Origin of the sequence: Pseudoalteromonas sp. CR1 (genome assembly GCF_019392235.1) — a bacterium.
In the GTDB taxonomy this organism is placed as follows: Bacteria; Pseudomonadota; Gammaproteobacteria; order Enterobacterales; family Alteromonadaceae; genus Pseudoalteromonas.
In genome coordinates, this window is the sequence record NZ_JAHXRM010000002.1 from 95,035 (window position 1) to 115,306 (window position 20,272).

At 39.1% G+C, this 20,272-nt stretch carries 19 protein-coding genes; 13 read left to right on the forward strand and 6 right to left on the reverse strand.

Going from position 1 to position 20,272, the window contains the following annotated elements; genetic code table 11:
- Positions 1-43: 43 nt before the first annotated feature.
- Together ispZ and KZZ04_RS03345 are read left to right on the forward strand one after the other, a co-directional pair.
- Positions 44-619, forward strand: a complete 576-nt coding sequence (gene ispZ, locus KZZ04_RS03340; RefSeq protein ID WP_219421788.1) for a septation protein IspZ — start codon at positions 44-46, stop codon at positions 617-619.
- Positions 620-681: 62 nt separating this feature from the next.
- Positions 682-1,323, forward strand: coding sequence for a CPBP family intramembrane glutamic endopeptidase (locus KZZ04_RS03345; RefSeq protein ID WP_058404393.1), 642 nt, complete (start codon positions 682-684; stop codon positions 1,321-1,323).
- Positions 1,324-1,377: 54 nt separating this feature from the next.
- On the opposite strand, the gene KZZ04_RS03350 is transcribed toward KZZ04_RS03345, so the two are convergent.
- The gene (locus tag KZZ04_RS03350; RefSeq protein WP_058551806.1) at positions 1,378-2,802 is read right to left on the reverse strand and encodes a sodium-dependent transporter; all 1,425 of its coding nucleotides are present in this window, start codon (positions 2,800-2,802) and stop codon (positions 1,378-1,380) included.
- A gap of 189 nt (positions 2,803-2,991) precedes the next feature.
- Between KZZ04_RS03350 and KZZ04_RS03355 the strand changes: the two genes are divergently transcribed.
- The 6 genes from KZZ04_RS03355 to KZZ04_RS03380 all read left to right on the forward strand — a co-directional run bounded on the left by KZZ04_RS03355 (position 2,992) and on the right by KZZ04_RS03380 (position 7,288).
- On the forward strand, positions 2,992-3,294 hold the full coding sequence (locus tag KZZ04_RS03355; RefSeq protein ID WP_058404391.1) for a YciI family protein: 303 nt from the start codon (positions 2,992-2,994) through the stop codon (positions 3,292-3,294).
- Between the two features lie 155 nt (positions 3,295-3,449).
- A complete protein-coding gene (locus KZZ04_RS03360; protein ID WP_219421789.1) occupies positions 3,450-3,710 on the forward strand; it encodes a hypothetical protein in 261 nt (86 codons plus the stop codon).
- A 2-nt stretch (positions 3,711-3,712) separates the two neighbouring features.
- A complete protein-coding gene (locus KZZ04_RS03365) occupies positions 3,713-4,387 on the forward strand; it encodes a response regulator transcription factor (protein WP_058551804.1) in 675 nt (224 codons plus the stop codon).
- Positions 4,381-5,718, forward strand: a complete 1,338-nt coding sequence (locus tag KZZ04_RS03370) for an ATP-binding protein (RefSeq protein WP_219421790.1) — start codon at positions 4,381-4,383, stop codon at positions 5,716-5,718. Before KZZ04_RS03365 ends, KZZ04_RS03370 begins: the two co-directional genes overlap by 7 nt.
- On the forward strand, positions 5,705-6,115 hold the full coding sequence (locus tag KZZ04_RS03375; RefSeq protein WP_219421791.1) for a hypothetical protein: 411 nt from the start codon (positions 5,705-5,707) through the stop codon (positions 6,113-6,115). Before KZZ04_RS03370 ends, KZZ04_RS03375 begins: the two co-directional genes overlap by 14 nt.
- A 102-nt stretch (positions 6,116-6,217) precedes the next feature.
- Positions 6,218-7,288: an FAD-dependent oxidoreductase gene (locus KZZ04_RS03380; protein ID WP_219421792.1), complete on the forward strand. Its 1,071-nt coding sequence runs from the start codon at positions 6,218-6,220 to the stop codon at positions 7,286-7,288.
- Between the two features lie 38 nt (positions 7,289-7,326).
- Here the strand turns inward: KZZ04_RS03380 and KZZ04_RS03385 are convergent, their stop codons facing one another.
- Complete coding sequence (locus tag KZZ04_RS03385) at positions 7,327-8,361, reverse strand: AI-2E family transporter (RefSeq protein ID WP_058404385.1); 1,035 nt, start codon at positions 8,359-8,361, stop codon at positions 7,327-7,329.
- A 169-nt stretch (positions 8,362-8,530) separates the two neighbouring features.
- Here KZZ04_RS03385 and KZZ04_RS03390 point away from each other — a divergent pair, with 169 nt between their 5' ends.
- Both KZZ04_RS03390 and KZZ04_RS03395 read left to right on the forward strand, forming a co-directional pair.
- The gene (locus KZZ04_RS03390) at positions 8,531-9,421 is read left to right on the forward strand and encodes a TIGR01777 family oxidoreductase (protein ID WP_219421793.1); all 891 of its coding nucleotides are present in this window, start codon (positions 8,531-8,533) and stop codon (positions 9,419-9,421) included.
- A 143-nt stretch (positions 9,422-9,564) separates the two neighbouring features.
- Positions 9,565-10,728 (forward strand): GGDEF domain-containing protein, encoded by a 1,164-nt coding sequence (locus KZZ04_RS03395; protein ID WP_219421794.1) that lies wholly within the window; start codon positions 9,565-9,567, stop codon positions 10,726-10,728.
- Positions 10,729-10,834: 106 nt separating this feature from the next.
- Here KZZ04_RS03395 and KZZ04_RS03400 read toward each other — a convergent pair whose 3' ends face one another.
- Positions 10,835-13,384: an exo 1,3/1,4-beta-D-glucan glucohydrolase gene (locus KZZ04_RS03400; protein WP_219421795.1), complete on the reverse strand. Its 2,550-nt coding sequence runs from the start codon at positions 13,382-13,384 to the stop codon at positions 10,835-10,837.
- On the reverse strand, positions 13,384-14,658 hold the full coding sequence (locus KZZ04_RS03405; RefSeq protein WP_219421796.1) for a sugar MFS transporter: 1,275 nt from the start codon (positions 14,656-14,658) through the stop codon (positions 13,384-13,386). Before KZZ04_RS03405 ends, KZZ04_RS03400 begins: the two co-directional genes overlap by 1 nt.
- A 258-nt stretch (positions 14,659-14,916) precedes the next feature.
- Between KZZ04_RS03405 and KZZ04_RS03410 the strand changes: the two genes are divergently transcribed.
- The 3 genes from KZZ04_RS03410 to KZZ04_RS03420 are packed head-to-tail and all read left to right on the forward strand — an operon-like array spanning position 14,917 to position 18,684.
- A complete protein-coding gene (locus tag KZZ04_RS03410; RefSeq protein WP_219421797.1) occupies positions 14,917-16,245 on the forward strand; it encodes a GH1 family beta-glucosidase in 1,329 nt (442 codons plus the stop codon).
- Positions 16,246-16,298: 53 nt separating this feature from the next.
- Entirely contained in the window at positions 16,299-17,636 is a 1,338-nt protein-coding gene (locus KZZ04_RS03415; protein ID WP_219421798.1) for a glycoside-pentoside-hexuronide (GPH):cation symporter, read from the forward strand.
- A 43-nt stretch (positions 17,637-17,679) separates the two neighbouring features.
- Positions 17,680-18,684 (forward strand): LacI family DNA-binding transcriptional regulator, encoded by a 1,005-nt coding sequence (locus tag KZZ04_RS03420; RefSeq protein ID WP_058404378.1) that lies wholly within the window; start codon positions 17,680-17,682, stop codon positions 18,682-18,684.
- Positions 18,685-18,732: 48 nt separating this feature from the next.
- On the opposite strand, the gene KZZ04_RS03425 is transcribed toward KZZ04_RS03420, so the two are convergent.
- Positions 18,733-19,401, reverse strand: a complete 669-nt coding sequence (locus KZZ04_RS03425; RefSeq protein WP_219421904.1) for a DUF2987 domain-containing protein — start codon at positions 19,399-19,401, stop codon at positions 18,733-18,735.
- On the reverse strand, positions 19,394-20,203 hold the full coding sequence (locus tag KZZ04_RS03430) for a glucosaminidase domain-containing protein (RefSeq protein ID WP_219421799.1): 810 nt from the start codon (positions 20,201-20,203) through the stop codon (positions 19,394-19,396). The genes KZZ04_RS03425 and KZZ04_RS03430 overlap by 8 nt, the downstream gene beginning before the upstream one ends.
- Positions 20,204-20,272: the final 69 nt, after the last annotated feature.

Genomic DNA, 20,272 nt, shown 5'->3' on the forward strand with positions numbered 1-20,272 from the left:
GGTAAAAACGCTTTAATTTATTTTTGTATAATTTAGGTAGTATATGCACGCACTAATTGAATACATTCCACTCATACTGTTTTTTGCAGTGTTTAAGCTTGTAGATATTTACTGGGCAACGGCTTTATTAATTGCAACGTCTCTTATTCAAGTCATATTTAGCTATTACAAGCATGGGAAAGTGCCGACCCGCCAGTGGATATTTTTTTCTATTGCTGCCGTATTTGGCACCTTAACGCTGGTTTTTCACGATGAGCAATTTGTAAAATGGAAAGCCACGATTATATACGCTGGTTTTAGCATTATGCTGCTTGTAAGTCGTTATATTTTAAATAAAAACTTAGTGAAAAAAGCCCTAAGTGCCATTTTAGAAAACGCCAACGACACGAATCAAAAAATAACTGTACCCGAACCATTGTGGGATAAATTAAACTTAATGTGGGTCGCTATTACCGCCGGTATTGCTGCGCTAAATATTTATATAGCGTATAACTTTTCACTCGATTTTTGGGTGAATTTTAAGGTATTTGGCTTAATGGCCATTACTTTCGTTAGTATTTTTGCCACAATTATTACGCTTTATAAATACCTTCCCGATGATGACGAAGCCGTAAAATAGTTCTCGTCATAAAAGTGTCGTCTTAGCTTGTTAGTTTGTAAAAAAAACAACCTGAGACGACCTTGAACGCTAATCAATACCGTTGGCTTGAATTTACCCTTATATTTATCCTACTACCAATACTAGGCTTTAGCTTACGTCATTATTTAGCCAATTGGCTTTTCCCTGCCCTTATTATTTTAATGAGCGTGTGCGGTATGCTTTTATTAAGCGATCCTCACTTTAAGCGTTTTAGGCTTACCAGCCTTGGACAGTTCTCTGCTGTAAAAAAGCGTCTGTTTAGCTTCTTTTTTTTAGGCGCCCTTTTCTCAGGTATGTTTTACGGGATCATCCATCAAGAAAACTGGTTTTCCCTGCCTCGTAACTCTTTTAATGATTGGCTACTTTTATTACTGCTATACCCTGTATTATCGGTTATTCCTCAAGAGCTAATATTTAGAACCTACTTTTTTCATCGTTATAAACACATTATGCCTAACAAAGGTTTGCGTATAATTGTCAGTGCCACCGTGTTTGCATTAGCACATATTGTTTATGCTAACTTGATTGCAGTAGGCTTGGCTTTTTTAGGTGGATTGTTATTTTCGTATACTTATGCACAAAGCCGCTCAACGTTTGTGTGTGTTATTGAGCATAGCCTATGGGGAATATGGATGTTTACTCTGGGTGTTGGGAGTTATCTAGACTCAGGTGCTTTAAGCTAAATGCTAGGCAAAAAAAAGCCGCGACGAGCGCGGCTAATTTTTGTACTTTACATTTTAAAAGCCAAATAACTTTAAACCAAAGAATTTAGTCGCAACCGTGTTTATAAATATCACGGCTAAAATAAACGGGATAAACGTTGAAAGAGAAAAATTAACGTACTTTTCCATCATGCTACCTTCGTAGCTAGGTGAGCCTAGGCTAAGTTCCTGAGTTAAACGCGCCTTTTTCCAGCGGTACATTACAAACAAACACACCATTAAGCCATTTAAAGGTAATATAGTGTCGTAAAATACATCAATTACAATATCAAAAAAGCTCTTACTGGCACCGCCATAGCTGGTAAACGACGTTAAACTATCAACCATACCAAACGACATTGTGCATATAATTGTTAACACGCCTGTGCTGAGGGTTAAAATACCCAATGCTTTCTTACGGCTGATACCTTTACGATCACTTAATGATGCAGTAGGCACCTCTACAATAGAAACCAATGAAGTGATTGCTGCAAAAAATACTAACAAAAAGAATGCAAACGCTACAGCCGATGCCCCTACATAACCAATATCATTTTGTAATGCTAATAATATTTTAGGTAGGAAAACAAAAATCATTGATACCGACGAGTCTGATAAAGATTCTGGATTTGTGTTTGGGTCAAAACTAAATATAGCGGGTAAAACCATAAGGCCTGCAACAAACGCAACCAATGAGTCTGTTATTGCCACCATTTTTGCACTGCTTACAATATCGTCTTTCTTCGAGATATAAGACGCATAAGTCATTAAAATACCCATACCCAACGATAAAGAGAAAAACGCTTGGCTCAATGCGCCATTGAGTACGCTTGCACTCATTTTTGAAAAATCAGGAATAACGTAATACTCAACACCTGCCAATGCGTTATCAAGCGTTAAAACGTATGCAACCAACGCAAGTAACATGACTAAAAGTGCAGGCATTAATACTTTGGCTGCTTTCTCTATGCCTTGTTTAACGCCGCCTAGTAAAATAAGGTTAACAATAACAACCACTACTGCCATATAAGCGAATACGGTATAGCTATTTATAAACGTGCCAAAGTGGCTTGGGTCAGCTAATGCATCTAAGTTACCCATACCTGCTTGTATTAGGTATCCAAAAATCCAAACTGTAATTACCATATAAAAAACGGCAATCATAAAGGGTGTTAATACGGCTAAAAAGCCTGCAAACTTCCATTTTTTATCGTTATTTGCTAGTAAAGTGTATGAGCCAAGTGGATCTTTTTGAGCGTTACGGCCCATGGCCATTTCAGCCATCATAACCGGTAAACAAATAAAAACGACAAATAGAGCATAAATTAATAAAAATGCGCCGCCACCATTTTTAGTCGCAGAAACTGGAAAACCCACTAAATTACCAATACCAACAGCTGAACCAGCAGCTGCCAGTATAAATCCGAGACGGGAGCTAAATCGCTCTCTATTATCGCTCATGTATAAAACCTTTTTATTATTTTGAGTATCTGAGCGACTCTACCAGTGTTACACAGCGGTTTTCAAGCAAATAACGTTAAAAATAAAATCCAACTGTAAACCTAAGTGTATACGCTTTTGATTCGCCAATTTTCGACGCTGTGGTAGTATTTACATAATAAAATTTAACAACTTTTACGAGAATCCATTATGTTGTACATGATTTATTCAACTGACGTTGAAAACAGTCTTGAATTAAGAAAAGCAGCTCGCCCAGCGCACTTAGAACGTCTAAAAGAGCTTGATGCACAAAACCGACTACTTACTGCAGGCCCTTTCCCCGCTATTGATAATGAAGACCCTCAGGATGCTGGTTTTACAGGCTCAGTTATTATTGCAGAATTTGATTCATTAGAAGCTGCACGCGAATGGGCAACTGATGATCCTTATGTTTCAGGGGGCGTATACGTCAATACAATTGTTAAACCATTTAAAAAAGTGTTTCCAGCATAAATAACAGCGTGCTGTTACGAGCTAACCTGTAATTCAGGATTTGTTCACACGTTTTTAATTAAAATTACCAATGTAATTACGGATTTAACGTTTTTACTTGAATTTTAGTAACTTAGTTAATTAAACTAGGGTTATCTGGTCTAGGAGTTTCTGTTATGCGCGTACTATTAAGCCTCATTTTTATTGCTTGTGTTAGCTTTGCTGCCAGCAGTCAAGCTTCGGCTACGCCCACTAAAAAGGTTGACCAACCGGTGGATAAAAAGAAAGCAGTAATACTTGCAAAAGAAACCATAGGCGGTAAAACGCTAAAAATAACTGAAAAACCAGAGTTTTATACCGTGCGAATACTCAAATCTGACGGCCACGTCGTTGATTTACATATAAATAAAAAAACCGGCGAAGTGAAAAAGGATTAAAAATGCGAATCTTAGTTATTGAAGACGATCTACATTTAGCAGACAACTTACGTAATGCACTAGAAAAAGAGCGTTACAGCGTAGACTTATGCCACGATGGTGAAGCGGGTTTATTCCACATCACTGAATACCCTTTAGATATGGCTGTTGTTGATTTAGGCTTACCCAAAATAGACGGTATCGAGTTAATTAATAAAGCCCGTGCGCAAGGTGTAACAATTCCAATTTTAATTTTAACAGCACGCGACCGTTGGCAAGATAAAGTTGAAGGCCTAGACGCCGGTGCAGACGACTATCTAACAAAGCCTTTTCATGTTGAGGAATTAATTGCGCGTTGTAATGCACTTATTCGTCGCAGTGCCGGTAAAGCCAATCCAGAAATGACAGCAGGCCCTATAAAAATTCATACGCGTTCGCAACAAGTATGGGTAGACGACAAAGAGCTAAGCTTAACGGCATACGAGTACAAAGTACTTGAATACCTTATGGTTAACCCACAAAAAGTGATTTCTAAGTCTGAACTTACCGAACATATTTACGATCAAGACTTCGATCTTGACTCAAACGTAATTGAAGTATTTGTATTACGTCTGCGTAAAAAGTTAGATCCAGAGGGTGTATTAAACCCAGTTGAAACGTTGCGTGGCCGTGGTTACAGGCTTAAAAGCCAGTGGTAGGACCGCAAGTATCACTAAAAATAAGGCAAGGATTTATCCTTGTCTTTGTTTTATTGGTGGCACTACCAATTTTATTTTACTCAATTGGTAAAGCGTATTACGCATCTCTCGTCGAGGCCACAGAAAAAACGCTAGAAGCACAACTCTACTCTCTCATTTCTGAAGTAGACTTCACTGAGCATGGCATAATTATGCCAAGCACCATATTAGCGCCCGAGCTTAACAGATTAAACTCTGATACTTACGCGATGATTTACCGAGATGATGAGTCAATTTGGCATTCAGAGTCAGCGGTTAATGTAGACTTTGTCCCCCAGCAAATAGAAACAAAAGCGGGTGCCGCCGATTTTAGGCGTGTTGAATATAAAAATACTGTTTATTGGCAGCTAAGCTTAACGGTTATTTTAAATAATATTGACCAGTCTGAGCAAGCTCGCTTTATTTTAGTAAAACGCAACGACGCTCTACTTCGTTTAATGGACGGTTTTAAACAAACCTTAGTTGAGTGGATGTTTGTAATGGGGATAGCCATTACAGCTTTAATGGCGGTTGGTTTTATTTGGAGTGCACGCCCACTTCAGCGCTTAGATAAAGAAATAAAAGCCATTGAGTCTGGCGATATTCAAGAAATCAAAGGGCTTTACCCAATAGAATTACAAACTATAAAAGCCGATTTAAACCTGTTACTTGAATCCCAGCAACGACAAAAAGAACGCTACAGAGCATCGCTCAGCGATTTAGCGCATGCTCTTAAAACGCCGCTTGCCGTGCTTAAATCAAGCCCGCTTGCAAATGATGCAGACGCCCAAGAACAGTTAGACCGTATAAATGTGATGATCGAACATCAATTAAAACGAGCCGCCACTGGCGCGTCTGACACATGGAAGAAACAAACACCCATAAAACCTGTTATTGACTCAATACTCAGTGCAATGGCTAAAGTGTATCGCGACAAAGACATTATTTTTGATTGTATAGTCTCTGATAAAGACTACTTTTTAGGTGACCAAACTGATTTAATGGAGCTGTTAGGCAATTTAATAGACAATGCTTGTAAAGCCTGTCGTTCGCAAGTGACCGTCCAAGTAGTGCAAAGTAAAACGTTATGTATAGGTATAAGTGATGATGGCCCAGGTGTTCCAGAGGATAAGCGTGAATCATTACTTAAACGCGGCACACGCCTGGATACTTATCAAAATGGGCATGGCGTTGGAATGGCCATCGTGTCAGATTTAGTCACTTCGTACCATGGTACTTTGACCATAACCGAAGCTGATAAATTAGGCGGAGCACAATTTATATTAGAGTTTAATTACAATGACAAAAAATAGTACCCCTACAACTTTATTTGCTCTTTTGATACTTTTAATAAGCGTCAATGTGAATGCTAACGATGCTTGCCAATTACCCGACAAGCCAACGATGAATGAGTCGAAGCGCTACATCCAATGTCTTGATACCCAATTAGATAAAGCCAAACAAGAACAAGGAACATGGGTACAAAAGCGTAAATATGAACTAGTACAATCTGAAGAAGCCACAGGCAATACGCAGGTACTCCAACTATTTATGCGTAGTATAAAAAACAACGAAAAGTACATTGAAAGCGCCTGCCAATGGCGATACATATTACAACTTCCTAACGCAAAAGCAGCCGCTATAAGCTACAAACACTGTGAAATTCAGTTAGTTAACCAATTTACTGAATCATTAAAGCAACCTCTTTAACGCAAATTTAATTAACAATGAAGTTATAATTACACGCTTGACATTATTTAAGCTACAAAACAAACTACCTACCAGTAGATTGATCCAATTAATGAGTAGCTTATGACTAAACCTATACTAATTATTGGAGGCGGGCTTGCAGGGCTTTACGCCGCCACTAAATTGCATCAACGTAATATTGCGTTTTTATTAGTTGAAGCCAAAGCCCAGTTGGGTGGCCGGATTTATTCCGAAGGCTCATTGAGCGCTAGCAATACGGGCTTTGACCTTGGCCCTACCTGGATTTTCCCTCACCAACCTAAAATTCAGTCATTAGCTAAATCACTCAATTTAACACTGTATGAACAGTACAACCAAGGCGACGTGCTATACCAAGCACCAAATCAAACTGCTCAACAAATTCCAGGCGCTGGCGATATGCAACTGTTTAGGCTGAAACACGGCATGACCACGCTGATAAATAAACTTTACAAACAATTACCCGCAAAATCGGTGTTGTTAAATCACTCAGTCACTGAACTCACAAAAACACATAAAGGCTGGCATTTAAAAATAAATAATAATGGCCAAACAGTGCACTACAACGCAAAAACTGTGATCACTGCCCTGCCTCCACGCATGATCACTCAACATTTAACGCCCGAGCTCTGGGCAAGTCAAAGGCTCATTAATCGTTTGAATACAACGCCTACTTGGATGGCGGGACAGGCTAAATTTGTGGCCACTTTTGATCACGCTTTTTGGCGAGAACGCAATCTATCTGGGCAATGTTTTAGCCGAGTAGGACCTATGGTTGAAATCCATGACGCAAGTGCAGATAACAACAAGCATGCTGCTTTATTTGGCTTTATCGGCATACCTTATTCAACTCGCAGTAAAGTTACCAAAACACAATTAGTAGAAGCCTGTATTAGCCAACTAACCTATTTTTACGGCGAGGCGGCTAAAAGCCCTACACAATGTTTTATAAAAGATTGGGCTGAGGATGAATTTGTTGCCAATAACGACGATAAAACACAACCTTCGCAACACCCAGAGTTTAATTGTAGTGAATTAACACCTGAGCTAAATGAGTTAAATATTCATTTAGTCGGAAGTGAATTTGCAAACAAAGAAGCCGGTTATTTAGAGGGAGCACTTAACGCTGTTGATGACGCATTAAGTGCTATATAGAATTTTAAATGGGGCATAGTGGTAATAAATGACAGAAGTTAACGTATCGCGTTATCTTCACCACTGCCCAATAATGTGGCGACCCACTTGCCCTCTATGCTGGTTTCAAGACCTATTTTAACAATCATGGTTAATGGGACAGACAAAAGCATACCCACAGTACCAAGTAGCCACCCCCAAAATATTAAAGATAAAAATACAACAAGGGTTGATAGGCCAAGTCCTTTACCTAAAAATTTGGGCTCTACAATGTTACCCATCACCGTGTTTATTGTTAAATAGCCCGCCGCTACCATACCTGCAATTAGAGGTCCTTGAGTTATTAAAGCAAGTAAAACTGCAGGCACAGCAGCAATAATTGACCCAATATTCGGAATGTAATTAAACATAAATGCTAAAACGCCCCACAATATAAAGTAGTCAACATTAAGCACCCACAAATAAATAGATACAATAATACCGGTAGCTAAACTAACGAGTGTTTTTATAGCCAAGTAAGAATTGATAGATTCTAAAAAGCGGTCAATTTGCTTCATTTTACTGTCGGGATCTTCAAGAGCCATATGTATTTTGTTACTAAGAAGTGGGCCTTCAAACAGCATAAAAATAACCGTTAAGATTATCAAAAACATGTTTGCCATTACTCCACCAAGTCCTGTCAGCATGTTCGTTGCAACATCAACCATTTTACCTGGATCGAACATCGAAATAAGTTGTTCTTTATTAATTAAAATATTGTATTGCGAGGCTAGGTCGACCAGCCAGATAAACTCTTCTTTAAGTTGCGCTTTATATTCAGGTAGCTGCTGAGAAAAATCGTTAATTGATTGACCAACTAAGCCACCTAAACTGACTCCCAGACCAACAATAATGAGTACTACAAGCATCACTGCTATGCCTTTTGGGATTTTGTAACGTGCAAAAAATTTAATCAGTGGATTACATATAATGGCAATGAATGCAGCTAATATAAACGGAATAATAATTACGCTTGCAGCTTTTATTCCTGCTAATACCACCACTAAAGCAGCAAAAACAATTAAGCTTTTATTTACACCTGTCAAACCAGCCAATTTATTAATCCTTTTATTATTTATATTCACACAGTGTAAGGCAAAACCTAATGAAATGAAATAATTACGAAGTGATCATAACCCTTAGTCGTTCGTATAAAGTTCGAAAGCTAAGTGCTAGTGAGCATAATTTAAAACACTTGCTACAATTATAATTTAAGGATTCAACATGCATATTTTTGTTACAGGTGCCACTGGGCTAATTGGCCAGCATTTATGCCCTTTTTTAGAGCACCACAACACGGTTACTTTACTAAGCCGCAATACCACAAAAGCATATGTTTTATTGGGTCATAAAGTTAAGGCTGTCACTAACATAAGCGATGTTGATTTTAATACCGTAGATGTTGTTATTAATTTAGCAGGTGAGCCCATAGTTAATAAACGTTGGAGCGATAAACAAAAACAAATCATACGCGATAGCCGCATTAATATAACGCAGCAAATTAGCCATGCTATTGCAACAAGTACCACTCCACCTCATACGTTCATATCAGGCAGCGCTATTGGCTATTACGGCAGACAAAGCAATAAGCGTATTGATGAAACCTTTACTGATCCCCACGACGAATTTAGCCATCAACTGTGTAAAGATTGGGAAAACGTAGCATTAAAAACACAGTCTGAAAAAACACGAGTGTGCCTATTACGAACCGGCATTGTGTTAGCTAAAAAAGGCGGTGCGTTGAGTAAAATGCTCCCTGCATTTAAATTGTGCTTAGGTGGACCAATAGGTGATGGCGAGCAAGGCATGTCGTGGATTCATATAGACGACATGACACAACTTATTTTATACATAATGAAACACCCTGAAATTTCGGGCCCAATTAATGCCGTTGCACCAAACCCAGTTAGCAATGCAGAATTTAGTAAACGCTTGGGTAATGCGTTATCTCGCCCCGCTTTTATGCCCATGCCTGCATTTGTTTTAAAGGTATTAATGGGCGAAATGTCTGATTTACTTACTACGGGGCAATTTGTCCTACCCACTAAAGCGCAAAAGCATAACTATCGTTTTCATTATGAAACCGTTAAATCGGCCTTAGATAATTTGGTTTAGCTGGTGTTAATTATCCTCAACGTATACTCAGTCCAATAACAACATGGGTAACTACTACTATTTACCCATGTTGACCTTTTAAACTTAATACCTAATACTTAAGCCTACTTTAGTATACTTACCCAATTAAAAAGAGAAAAACAATGCTACACCTGCCCACCGTTATTGGTCTCTCTTTTGTACTTAACTTACTAATAGGGTTATTTTTTTTATCAGTCCACAGTTATAAAAAACAATCTTCTTTTTTAATTTTTGGTTTTGCGTGCATCGCATTTTCATTTGCTGAATTATTGGCTTGTTTGAAACTAGTAATTAACTTTCCCTTTATTACTGGCTATTTAGCGAATATTTTTATAATACTCAGCCCATTTTTAATTATTCTTGGACTGCATAAATACAAATACAGCAAATCATTAAACTTACGCCCAATTTACTACCTTCTGTTATTTACTGCGGTGGTTTTATTGTCGGTTTACCCATACTCTGCAGCTCAAATGTTAACTAGCTTTATTATTGCCGGCTTATATTTATTTTCTGCTTACACCATTAGTACTATGGACTTTGTTGCAACCTTGCAAAAAAAAGCCTTAATTACCTGCTTTTTAATCCATAGTTTACTTATGTTTGTTCAAACAGCACTGCTTGCCTTACCTATTTTGAGCGTAAGCGCTACAACCTACTTAGAACCTTTAGAGCTCATTTTAAGTAGTCATTTAATTTTGGCCACTTGCAGTGCATTGTTACTCCCTTATTTATTAGCATCTAATACAGAACATACGCTTGCCAGCATTGCTAATACCGACGTGTTAAGTCAGCTATTTAACCGCCGTGGTTTTTTTACAAAAGGAAAAAACGCGTTAAGTTTGCCACTTTACCAAAACAAAAGCGTGTCACTTATTTTGCTCGATATTGATTTTTTCAAACGCGTTAACGACACCTATGGGCACGAAGCTGGCGATCAGGCCATAAAGTGGATAGCGCAGCATGTGAAATCACAATTTTTGAATGAAGAAATATCAGCCCGAATCGGTGGCGAAGAGTTTGCCATACTGTTACCAGACTGCTCATTAAGTGATGCCAGAAATAATGCTGAAGAACTACGCGAAAGCATAAGCTGTTATCCATTTTATTACGAGGGACACGATATAAATTTATCGGTGAGTGCAGGCGTAAGTAGCGCCATAAACGATGAGCTGACTATAAAAGAATTATTAGCCACCGCCGATAAAAGACTGTACCTAGCTAAAGAAACAGGCCGCGACAAAGTAGTTACCTACGATGAAAAAAGCCTACTTTTACAAGGTTAATTACCAATAAAAGTATATTTATTGGTGTATTTGAATCATAAAAAAGCCCTTCGATGAAGGGCTTTACTACACACAACAATTTATTTCTAATTAATTTGGCACACTCTTATTCACATTTAAGCGTTGCTTCATCTGCTTTGTTTGGTACAAATTGAATATCTGATACCGATACTGACGCTTCACCGGAACTGTGCAAACTAAATGGACTTGTTAAGCTTGCAAAGTTTACGCCTTTATCAGCAAAGCATTTAAGGTCAATCGATACTGACTGCCATTTGCTTAGTAAACTAGTATCTACCACGTTAGAGAGGTTAATACTCTCACCACATTCACCCGAACACATCGCAAGTGAAAGTTCATTGCCAAGCGGTTGATTAAGCTTTATATCAAAACTAATAACACCATTTGCTTCAACATAAGTAATGGTATCTTCAGCAAAACTCGTTACTATTTCAGCACTCGCTTTTTCGCTTCCGTTAAAGTTAAACTGGCGAGCATCTTCTTGCACAACCTTATCTTCTGTTCGATATTTTATAGCGCCAAATTCATGGGTGCTGCTCGACACATCTAACAGTTCATCACCTGATTTGAGCAATAAACGCCATGGTGCTACCGGTGCTCCCACTAAAATATCCATACTCGTTAGTGATGAATTATCTAATTGCGAGTTTTCATCTAAATTATCGGCAAGTACATTTTTATCACCATAGGTTAAACCAAAGCCATAAGGTAGTAATGGCGAGTAATCATCGTCTCCCTTATTTACAGTTGTTTGAACTGCCGTTTTAGGCCATGAAAAAGACAGCTTGCCTTTAAAATTGTGTTTAATACTGCCGTCGGCTCCTTTTAGTAGTACATCAGCAACACCGCCACCTTCAGTACCAGGTAACCATGCGGCTACAAACGCATCAGATGCATTAAGTTCACTATTTACCCACATTGGGCGACCAGATATAAACACAGAAACAACTTTTATTCCTTGTGCTTTTAATGATTTGAGCAACGCTAACGATTTTTTATTGCCGCGCTCAAATTCAAGGTTATCTCTGTCACCATGGCCTTCCGCGTAAGGCTCTTCACCAAATACAACAATGGCTACATCTGGGCGCTGCTCAAACGCGCCATCATCACTGAGAGTTACTTTACCACCAGCTGCCGTAACTTGCGCTTCTAAGCCTTTATAAATTGATGTAGCTCCCGGAAAATCAGCATTTTTATTGTTAGTCCCCTGCCAAGTAATACTCCACCCACCAGACTGTTTACCGATATTATCCGCACCGTCGCCGGTGATCAGTACATGTTGATTTGGCGCAAGCGGCAATAAGTCATTTTTATTTTTAAGCAATACCAGTGACTCACGAACTGCTTGTCGTGCTACTTCACGGTGTTGTTGTGCGCCAATTAATTCTGTTTTTCCTGAATATAAGCGGTTAGCTGGGCTTGGTTTGTCAAATAAGCCCGCACGCAGCTTAACGCGCAGTACACGTGCTACAGCGTCGTCAATACGTGCCATGCTAATCTCACCAGAGTTAACTTGGGCAATGGTATTTTCGTATAGTGGTTTCCAAGCGCCAGTTGGCACCATAAATATATCTAGTCCGGCATTAATAGCTTGTGGGCAGCTTTCGTTACTACAGCCTTTGATTTGTCCGTGACCATTCCAATCACCAACTACAAAACCGTCAAATCCCATACGTGTTTTTAATACATCGGTTAGTAAATATTTATTACCGTGATTTTTAACGCCGTTCCAACTGTTAAATGACGCCATGACTGACTGACTACCAGCCGATAAACCACCTACGTAACCTTGGGCGTGTATGTCAAATAACGATTGTTCACTGTCGATGTTGTTACCTTGATCGTCACCATCAACAGTGCCGCCATCACCTAAAAAGTGTTTAACAGTACTAATGACACGTTTATCACTTAAAAAGTCTTCATCGGCTTTACCTTGCAAGCCATTTACAATAGCTGCTGAGTATTCACGCACTATAGCGGGATCTTCAGAATACCCTTCATAGGTTCTGCCCCAACGATCATCTCGAACAACTGCAACTGTTGGCGCAAATACCCAATCAATACCGGTAGCCATTACTTCTACCGCAGTTACTGAGGCTATTTTTTCAATAAGTTCTGGGTTATTCGCCGCTCCGAGGCCAATATTATGGGGAAATAACGTAGCACCAATCACGTTATTATGACCGTGCACTGCATCGGTGCCCCACATCGTCGGAATTTTGCTGCCATCTAAAGAGTCATCAACAGACGCCTGATACATTTTTTCAGCAAGCGCTACCCAATCTTGTGGTGTAGCATGTTTATCACCATTTGGAAAAGCCCCCCCACCGTTTAGGTAAGAGCCAAAACCATATTTACGCATGTCTTCTACGGTAATATCACGTATTTCAGGCTGAATCATTTGCGCAACTTTTTGCTCTAGCGTCATTGATTTTAGATAGCTGGCTATTTGCGATTCAATCTCAGCCTCTTTTTTTACAGCTATATTAAGCTTTGGCCATATTTGCTCTGCACTTGTCTGCTCTTTATTGGTATTAACCTCTGTACCATTATCATTAGAACATGTCGTTATAGTTGTTACTGATGCAATAAGTGTTGCTAATGCAATTTTATTAAGCGTAAAACGTGTGTTCATTATAAAGTCTCCTTAGCTTGAACGGGTTTACTACCGCTTAAGCCATAAAATACGATGAATATGTAACATAAAACCGGTAAAAAATACGAAAGTTGAACACCCATGTAATCTGCAAATGCACCTTGTACTAGCGGAACAATAGCACCACCTACAATTGCTAAACATAAAATACCAGACCCTTGAGCAGTGTGTTTACCTAAGCCATTTAGCGCTAAGCTAAAAATAGTAGGAAACATAATTGAATTAAATAAACCAACTAATAAAATTGACCACATGGCTAATTGTCCCGATGTGCTCATAGCAATAATCACTAAAATAATAGCCATTGTGCCGTTAAAGCCAAGCACTTTGCCTGCAGGTAGTTTTTGCATAACGGCGGCACCAATGAAACGTCCCACCATGGCACCACCAAAATAATAAGTGATGTAATGCGCTGCTACATGCTCTTTTAATCCAGCTATATTCTCTTGTGCTAAAAAACTCACCAGAAAGCTGCCAATAGCAACCTCTGCGCCAACATACATAAATATGCCTACCGCACCCAATACAAGGTGGCGATATTGCCAAGCACTTCCTTCAATAGTATCTGAGTTTTCAGCCGCTTCTTTTTGCTCGCTCATGATGTCTGGTAGTTTGAGCCATGCAAAAATACCCGCTAACGCAATTAACATTGCAGCAAGGATTAAGTAAGGAAGTTGAACCGACTCTGCATTTTGCGCAGGTGTTAAAAAAGCATCTGAGGCAGAGCCTAGTATAAGTAATGCCCCAAATGATGGCGCAACAGTAGTACCAAGCGCATTAAATGCTTGCGTTAATGTTAGACGAGAAGACGCTGTTTTTTCAGGTCCCAACAAGCTTACATACGGATTGGCAGATACTTGCAATAACGTAATTCCGCTTGCTAGCACAAATAGCGCTAATAAAAATACAAGATAATTGTGCATTTGAGCCGCAGGGTAGAATAATACACAACCTACTGCAGCGATAAGTAATCCAACAACAATACCCTGCTTGTAACCTAGCTTTTTAACTATGTGACCGCTGGGAATAGATACTAAAAAGTAAGCGCCAAAAAAACAAAACTGTACAAGCATAGCCTGCACATATGTTAAATCGAATACCGCTTTTAAGTGCGGGATTAAAATATCATTTAGGCAGGTAATAAAACCCCACATAAAAAATAGTGTTGTTAACGATGTGAGTGCAAACCCATAATTATTACCGCCTGTGTTTTGCGATTGTGTGTGTGATGTCAGTGGTGCTGAACTAGCCATGTGCTCTCCGCAATTTATTATTATCGTTAACCTTCTATGGATTATTAATAAATTGGCGGCTAAGCCATGCTATTAAAGAGTTGACCTGAAGGTTAATTAACATTAATCTTAAAAATGTAAGCGCTTTCACAGTTAATTAAATACGAACATGTAACATAATTCAACAATTTTTATTTTTTTATCAAGTCCAGAGTCAGCTACGGGGCACTAAATATCGGCGCGAAAAGTGCAATTAAGGTTTTAAAAGGTTTGTAACTAATGACTAAAATATCTTTACCAACTTGTTCACCTCTATTAACAAAAGAGTTTATTTACGGGGTAGCAACAGCGTCTTTCCAAATAGAAGGGGGGTCAAAACACCGCCTGCCATGTATCTGGGATACCTTTTGTGATACTCCAGGTAAAATTGCTGATAACTCAAATGGGCATGTTGCATGTGATCATTACAATAATTGGAAACAAGACATTGATTTAATCCAATCATTAGGAGTCGATGCTTACAGACTTTCTATTTCTTGGCCTCGTGTTATTACAAAAAGTGGTGAGCTTAACCCTGAAGGCGTAAAGTTTTACACTGACATATTAGATGAACTAAAAAAGCGCAATATCAAAGCGTTTGTCACGTTATACCACTGGGATTTACCTCAGCACCTTGAAGACGAAGGGGGTTGGTTAAATCGAGAAACAGCTTATGCGTTTGCTCACTATGTTGATTTAATTACCTTTGCATTCGGTGACCGAGTCCATTCATACGCTACCTTAAACGAGCCCTTTTGCAGTGCTTTCTTAGGTTACGAAATTGGCATTCATGCGCCAGGTAAAGTGGGTAAACAATACGGGCGCAAAGCCGCTCACCATTTGTTACTAGCACATGGGCTTGCCATGACCGTGCTAAAGCAAAACTCACCGACGACTTTAAACGGTATCGTGCTTAATTTTACTCCCTGTTATAGCATCTCTGAAGACGCTGATGACATTGCTGCAACAGCGTTTGCAGATGACTATTTAAACCAGTGGTACATGAAACCCATCATGGATGGTACATACCCAGAAATTATTGAACAATTACCTTGTGAACATCTGCCAGATATTCACGATGGTGACATGGCAATTATTTCGCAATCAATTGATTATTTAGGTATTAACTTTTATACCCGTCAATTTTATAAAGCGCACCCTACTGAAATATATGAGCCAATTGAGCCTACTGGCCCGCTAACCGATATGGGCTGGGAAATTTACCCTAAGTCGTTTACGGAGTTATTGGTCACACTTAACAATACCTATACCCTACCGCCTATTTTTATTACTGAAAATGGCGCAGCGATGCCCGACAGTTATAATAATGGTGAAATCAATGATGTAGATCGATTAGACTACTACAACAGTCACTTAAACGCTGTTCACAATGCTACAGAACAAGGTGTAAGAATTGACGGCTATTTTGCCTGGAGTCTAATGGATAATTTTGAATGGGCGGAAGGCTACTTAAAAAGATTTGGCATTGTTTACGTAGATTACAGCACACAGCAACGTACTATAAAAAATAGTGGCCTAGCCTACAAAGCATTAATCTCAAATAGATAATAAAACGTATTTATTAACGCAATTAAAAAAACATAAAGCGAGATAAAGCAACCATGGTTAGTGTAAAAGAAAAAATAGCCTACGGATTAGGCGACACCGCTAGCAACATTATTTTCCAAACGGTTATGATGTTCCTAATGCTTTACTACACTGACGTGGTGGGCTTATCCCCCGCTGTTGTAGGCACTATGTTTTTAGCTGTTCGCATTTTTGACGCGGTAACCGATCCCTTAATGGGCAACCTAGCTGACAAAACACATACTCGCTGGGGGCATTTTCGCCCTTACCTATTATGGCTTGCGTTACCTTTTGCCATTATTAGTATCTTAGCGTTTACTACACCAGACTTAGAAGGCACTGACAAAATAATATACGCCTTCAGTACCTACACACTTTTGATGGTCGCTTACACGGCTATCAACATCCCGTATTGTGCACTAGGCGGGGTGTTAACCGCAGACGCAAAAGAGCGTGTCACTATTCAATCGTACCGTTTTGTATTTGGTATGCTCGGGGGTGTAATTGTCGCTGGGTGCACCATGCCAATGGTTGAATACTTTGGCCAGGGCGACAGCGCTAAAGGTTATCAGTTAACCATGACCGCCATGAGTGTTTTAGGCCTTGTGCTATTTTTACTTTGCTTTTTAGGTACCAAAGAACGTATTCAGCAACCCAAGGAACAAAACATTCCTTTTGCTAAAAGCATTCAAGCGCTCATAAAAAACGATCAATGGCGTACCTTGTGCATCGCTGCATTTTTCTTACTAACCGGTCAAGTGCTTAGGCTAACTTTGGCGGTTTATTACGTAAAATACTACCTAGGCAGAGAAGATTTAATTACCCTATTCATGACCCTAGGTGTGGTTGCCAGTATGGTAGGTTGCGCTGTTGCACAGCCATTAGCGGCGCGTTTTTGCAAAATAAAGGCCTACATAAGTTTACAACTTATCGCTGCAGCTATTTGTGGATTTAGTTACTTTATTAGTAGCGATCAACTCGTTTTGGCGTTTGCTGCTTTTATTTTATGGAAGTTCTTTTTAGACATGGCAACCCCACTCCTTTGGGCAAAAATGGCTGACACCATTGATTATGGCCACAAGGTAACGGGTTTACGAATTACAGGCCTCGTCTACTCGGGTGTTATATTTTTTATTAAGATGGGTGTAGCTGTTGGTGGGGCTATTGCTGGTTGGTTACTATCGTTTTACAGTTATCAGGCTGATGTCACACAAACAATAAGTACTCAGCAAGGAATTTTACTGTCGTTTACTGTGCTACCAGCCCTTGGGTCACTCTTTGTAGCTTATACAATGAGAAAATACACGTTAACCAATCAGGTTGTCGAAAATATTCAATCAAAGCTAACTACAGTGAACAACACTAAGGTATGATTTAGCTGAATAAGTTAAGGGTGAAAGCGAGTCAATAAGTAACATGGCAACAATTTATCAAGTATCAGAGCTTGCAGGTGTATCGTTAGCTACCGTTTCTCGGGTAATGAACAAAAATACAAAAGTAAGCGATAAAACAACTAAAAAAGTACTCGATGCAATGCAAACATTGGGTTACAAACCTAACTCAATAGCCCAATCCTTGGCATCAAATTGCACTAATAGTGTGGGTATTTTAGTATCTGAATTACACGGTCCTTTCTTCGCTCAAATGATGGCGGGGATTGAGTCTGAGCTAAGAGCTGCCGGTAAACACGTTATTATCACAACCGGCCACAGTGAAGAAGACAAAGAAAAAGAAGGCATCGACTTTTTAATTAGCAGACGCTGCGACGCCATAATTTTGCATGTTGAAGCAGTGACTGACGACTACTTAATATCGCTCAGTAAAGGCACAACACCGGTTTATTTAATGAGCCGCTACGTGCAAGAACTCAAAAACAACTGCATTAGCCTAGATAACAAGCTAGGCGGATATTTAGCAACTAAATCAGTACTAGAACAAGGCCATACCGAAATTGCTTATATTGCAGGCCCTCAGTTTAAAGCTGATGCTGCAAATCGTTTGGCAGGCCATAAACAAGCCCTTGAAGAAGCCAATATCACTTTTGACCCATCGCTCTTTTTTGAAGGTGACTTTAACGAAACCGGTGGAAGCTCAGCGCTTGAGCATCTGATGAATAAAAACCTAAGTTTTACCGCCTTAGTATGTGCCAACGACGAAATGGCGTCGGGTGCGATGAAGTATGCACGTGAACACGGCTACCATTTGCCTAACGATTTATCAATTGTTGGTTTTGATAATGTAATATTTGCAAACTACCTCTACCCTACACTAACAACAATTGATAACCCGGTTGCTAAAATGGGTGAAATGGCTGCAAAGCTTGTTCTAAAAGATGTATACCAAACCAAAAATATCGAAATAAACCGTTTTTTTGAGCCTACGCTAATGCAGCGCGACTCCTCTGCTCCTCTTAAAATTTAAAAAAGCGGCTAATGCCGCTTTTTTAATATTTCATTGCATTGTTTACTGTTACTTTGCAATCCATGGGGTTACTTTTAGTACATTACTAATATCACCGAATGACTGCTCATCCTCTTCCCAATTATCGTCAACATCAAAGTAACAAATCGATCCCTCACACGTCACGTTTTCATCATTAATGTTTAGTGGATTTTTAAAGGTAACAGCCACGCCCTTTTGTTCAGGTAATAAAAACCACATTAATTTACTAACAAAAAAACCAGACAAATCAGTTAGCAATTCATCCAACTCATCATTAATGGTATAAAGCGCATGTTTTGAAAAGGCTAAATCGTTAAACTCGTTAGCTTCTATTTGAAGCTTTAACTGACAATCATGTTCAGGGTTTTGTGGCTCTATAACAATAACGGCTTTATCTGAATCAAGTTGTTTATCAAAAGGTAGCAACAGCTGCGCACTGTCCGTAAAGTTAAGTGGGTACTCGTTATTTTCTGTTAAAATGGTTCCGTTTTTTATTGCACATGCCTCGTTAGTTTCAATATCGCTTATATAAAAGTTAACGCGAGCATATTGAAAATCCCCTTTATTAACTACTTTTAAACGGTCATAAAAACCATCGTACGACATTACAAACTCTCTGGCATTGGCGCTAAATGCACTAAAGCCCAACAAAAAAAGTAAACTCGCGTAAAAACAACCTGTCATGTATTTATTCATCAAAGTAAGCTCTGTTTTGTCTGATCATCGTATTTAATTCTTCTATATATGCCTCACCTCGCTCAGAGTAAGACATTAAACCATGGGTTAACTTGGTTGCTAATACTGGTTTTTTTTCACGGCGCAGGTTTTCACGTATGCCTCGTAACTCTTTGTAAGCGCCGTGAGTATTTATATTTCTGAAATAAGAGCTTACCGCAGCACGCACCGATTGAAATGCAGCGACTTCGTGTGCTGCGCCAGTGTTACGACGCTTTGGCACCATGCCGCAACCTTTTGAGTAACACCACTGACCAAAAAAATTCAGACCAATTCGCGCAAAGCGAGAGGTCCCCCAAGCTGACTCATTTGCAGCTTGCATTAATGCCATTTCTTTAGGAATAATATCAACACGTCGCAAAGCCTGAGTTAGTACAAGTGTGTTAACCGTTTCAGGTAAGCCATATTGTTTAAGGATTTTTACAATATCTTTGTTTTGTTTCTCTTCAAGCGATAGGTTGTTTTCAAGCATCATACGGGCTATTTCTAGCTTGGCACGTTGTTGTAATATTTTTTTATTTTCAGCCTCAACATGAGGGCGAATAAAATCAAAAAATGCGCGTTTTTTCTCTTTTACATCGGTAAATTCAGAAAATTTAGGCAACGTGACATTGTGTAACGGCTTTTCTTTTTTCTTCACTTTTTTAGCTTGTTCACTGGTGATTTGATCTACGCTATCGGTTTCATCGCTTTGTACAAACGGGTACGCAAGCGCCCATATAAAAAGGATGGCTAACAAAAACTGAGAGATAATCTTAAGCATGTATTGTCTCATTCAAACAACTATTTATGTATGGTAACTACACACACATACGAACCTTCATTATACCTA

Coding starts and splice junctions, on each gene's coding strand:
- KZZ04_RS03355 (WP_058404391.1), top strand. CDS start 2,992: ATGTTGTACATGATTTATTCAACTGACGTTGAAAACAGTCTTGAATTA.
- KZZ04_RS03415 (WP_219421798.1), top strand. CDS start 16,299: ATGGTTAGTGTAAAAGAAAAAATAGCCTACGGATTAGGCGACACCGCT.
- KZZ04_RS03375 (WP_219421791.1), top strand. CDS start 5,705: ATGACAAAAAATAGTACCCCTACAACTTTATTTGCTCTTTTGATACTT.
- KZZ04_RS03365 (WP_058551804.1), top strand. CDS start 3,713: ATGCGAATCTTAGTTATTGAAGACGATCTACATTTAGCAGACAACTTA.
- KZZ04_RS03425 (WP_219421904.1), bottom strand. CDS start 19,401: ATGAATAAATACATGACAGGTTGTTTTTACGCGAGTTTACTTTTTTTG.
- KZZ04_RS03430 (WP_219421799.1), bottom strand. CDS start 20,203: ATGCTTAAGATTATCTCTCAGTTTTTGTTAGCCATCCTTTTTATATGG.
- KZZ04_RS03420 (WP_058404378.1), top strand. CDS start 17,680: ATGGCAACAATTTATCAAGTATCAGAGCTTGCAGGTGTATCGTTAGCT.
- KZZ04_RS03390 (WP_219421793.1), top strand. CDS start 8,531: ATGCATATTTTTGTTACAGGTGCCACTGGGCTAATTGGCCAGCATTTA.
- KZZ04_RS03400 (WP_219421795.1), bottom strand. CDS start 13,384: ATGAACACACGTTTTACGCTTAATAAAATTGCATTAGCAACACTTATT.
- KZZ04_RS03350 (WP_058551806.1), bottom strand. CDS start 2,802: ATGAGCGATAATAGAGAGCGATTTAGCTCCCGTCTCGGATTTATACTG.
- ispZ (WP_219421788.1), top strand. CDS start 44: ATGCACGCACTAATTGAATACATTCCACTCATACTGTTTTTTGCAGTG.
- KZZ04_RS03360 (WP_219421789.1), top strand. CDS start 3,450: ATGCGCGTACTATTAAGCCTCATTTTTATTGCTTGTGTTAGCTTTGCT.
- KZZ04_RS03405 (WP_219421796.1), bottom strand. CDS start 14,658: ATGGCTAGTTCAGCACCACTGACATCACACACACAATCGCAAAACACA.
- KZZ04_RS03380 (WP_219421792.1), top strand. CDS start 6,218: ATGACTAAACCTATACTAATTATTGGAGGCGGGCTTGCAGGGCTTTAC.
- KZZ04_RS03410 (WP_219421797.1), top strand. CDS start 14,917: ATGACTAAAATATCTTTACCAACTTGTTCACCTCTATTAACAAAAGAG.
- KZZ04_RS03395 (WP_219421794.1), top strand. CDS start 9,565: ATGCTACACCTGCCCACCGTTATTGGTCTCTCTTTTGTACTTAACTTA.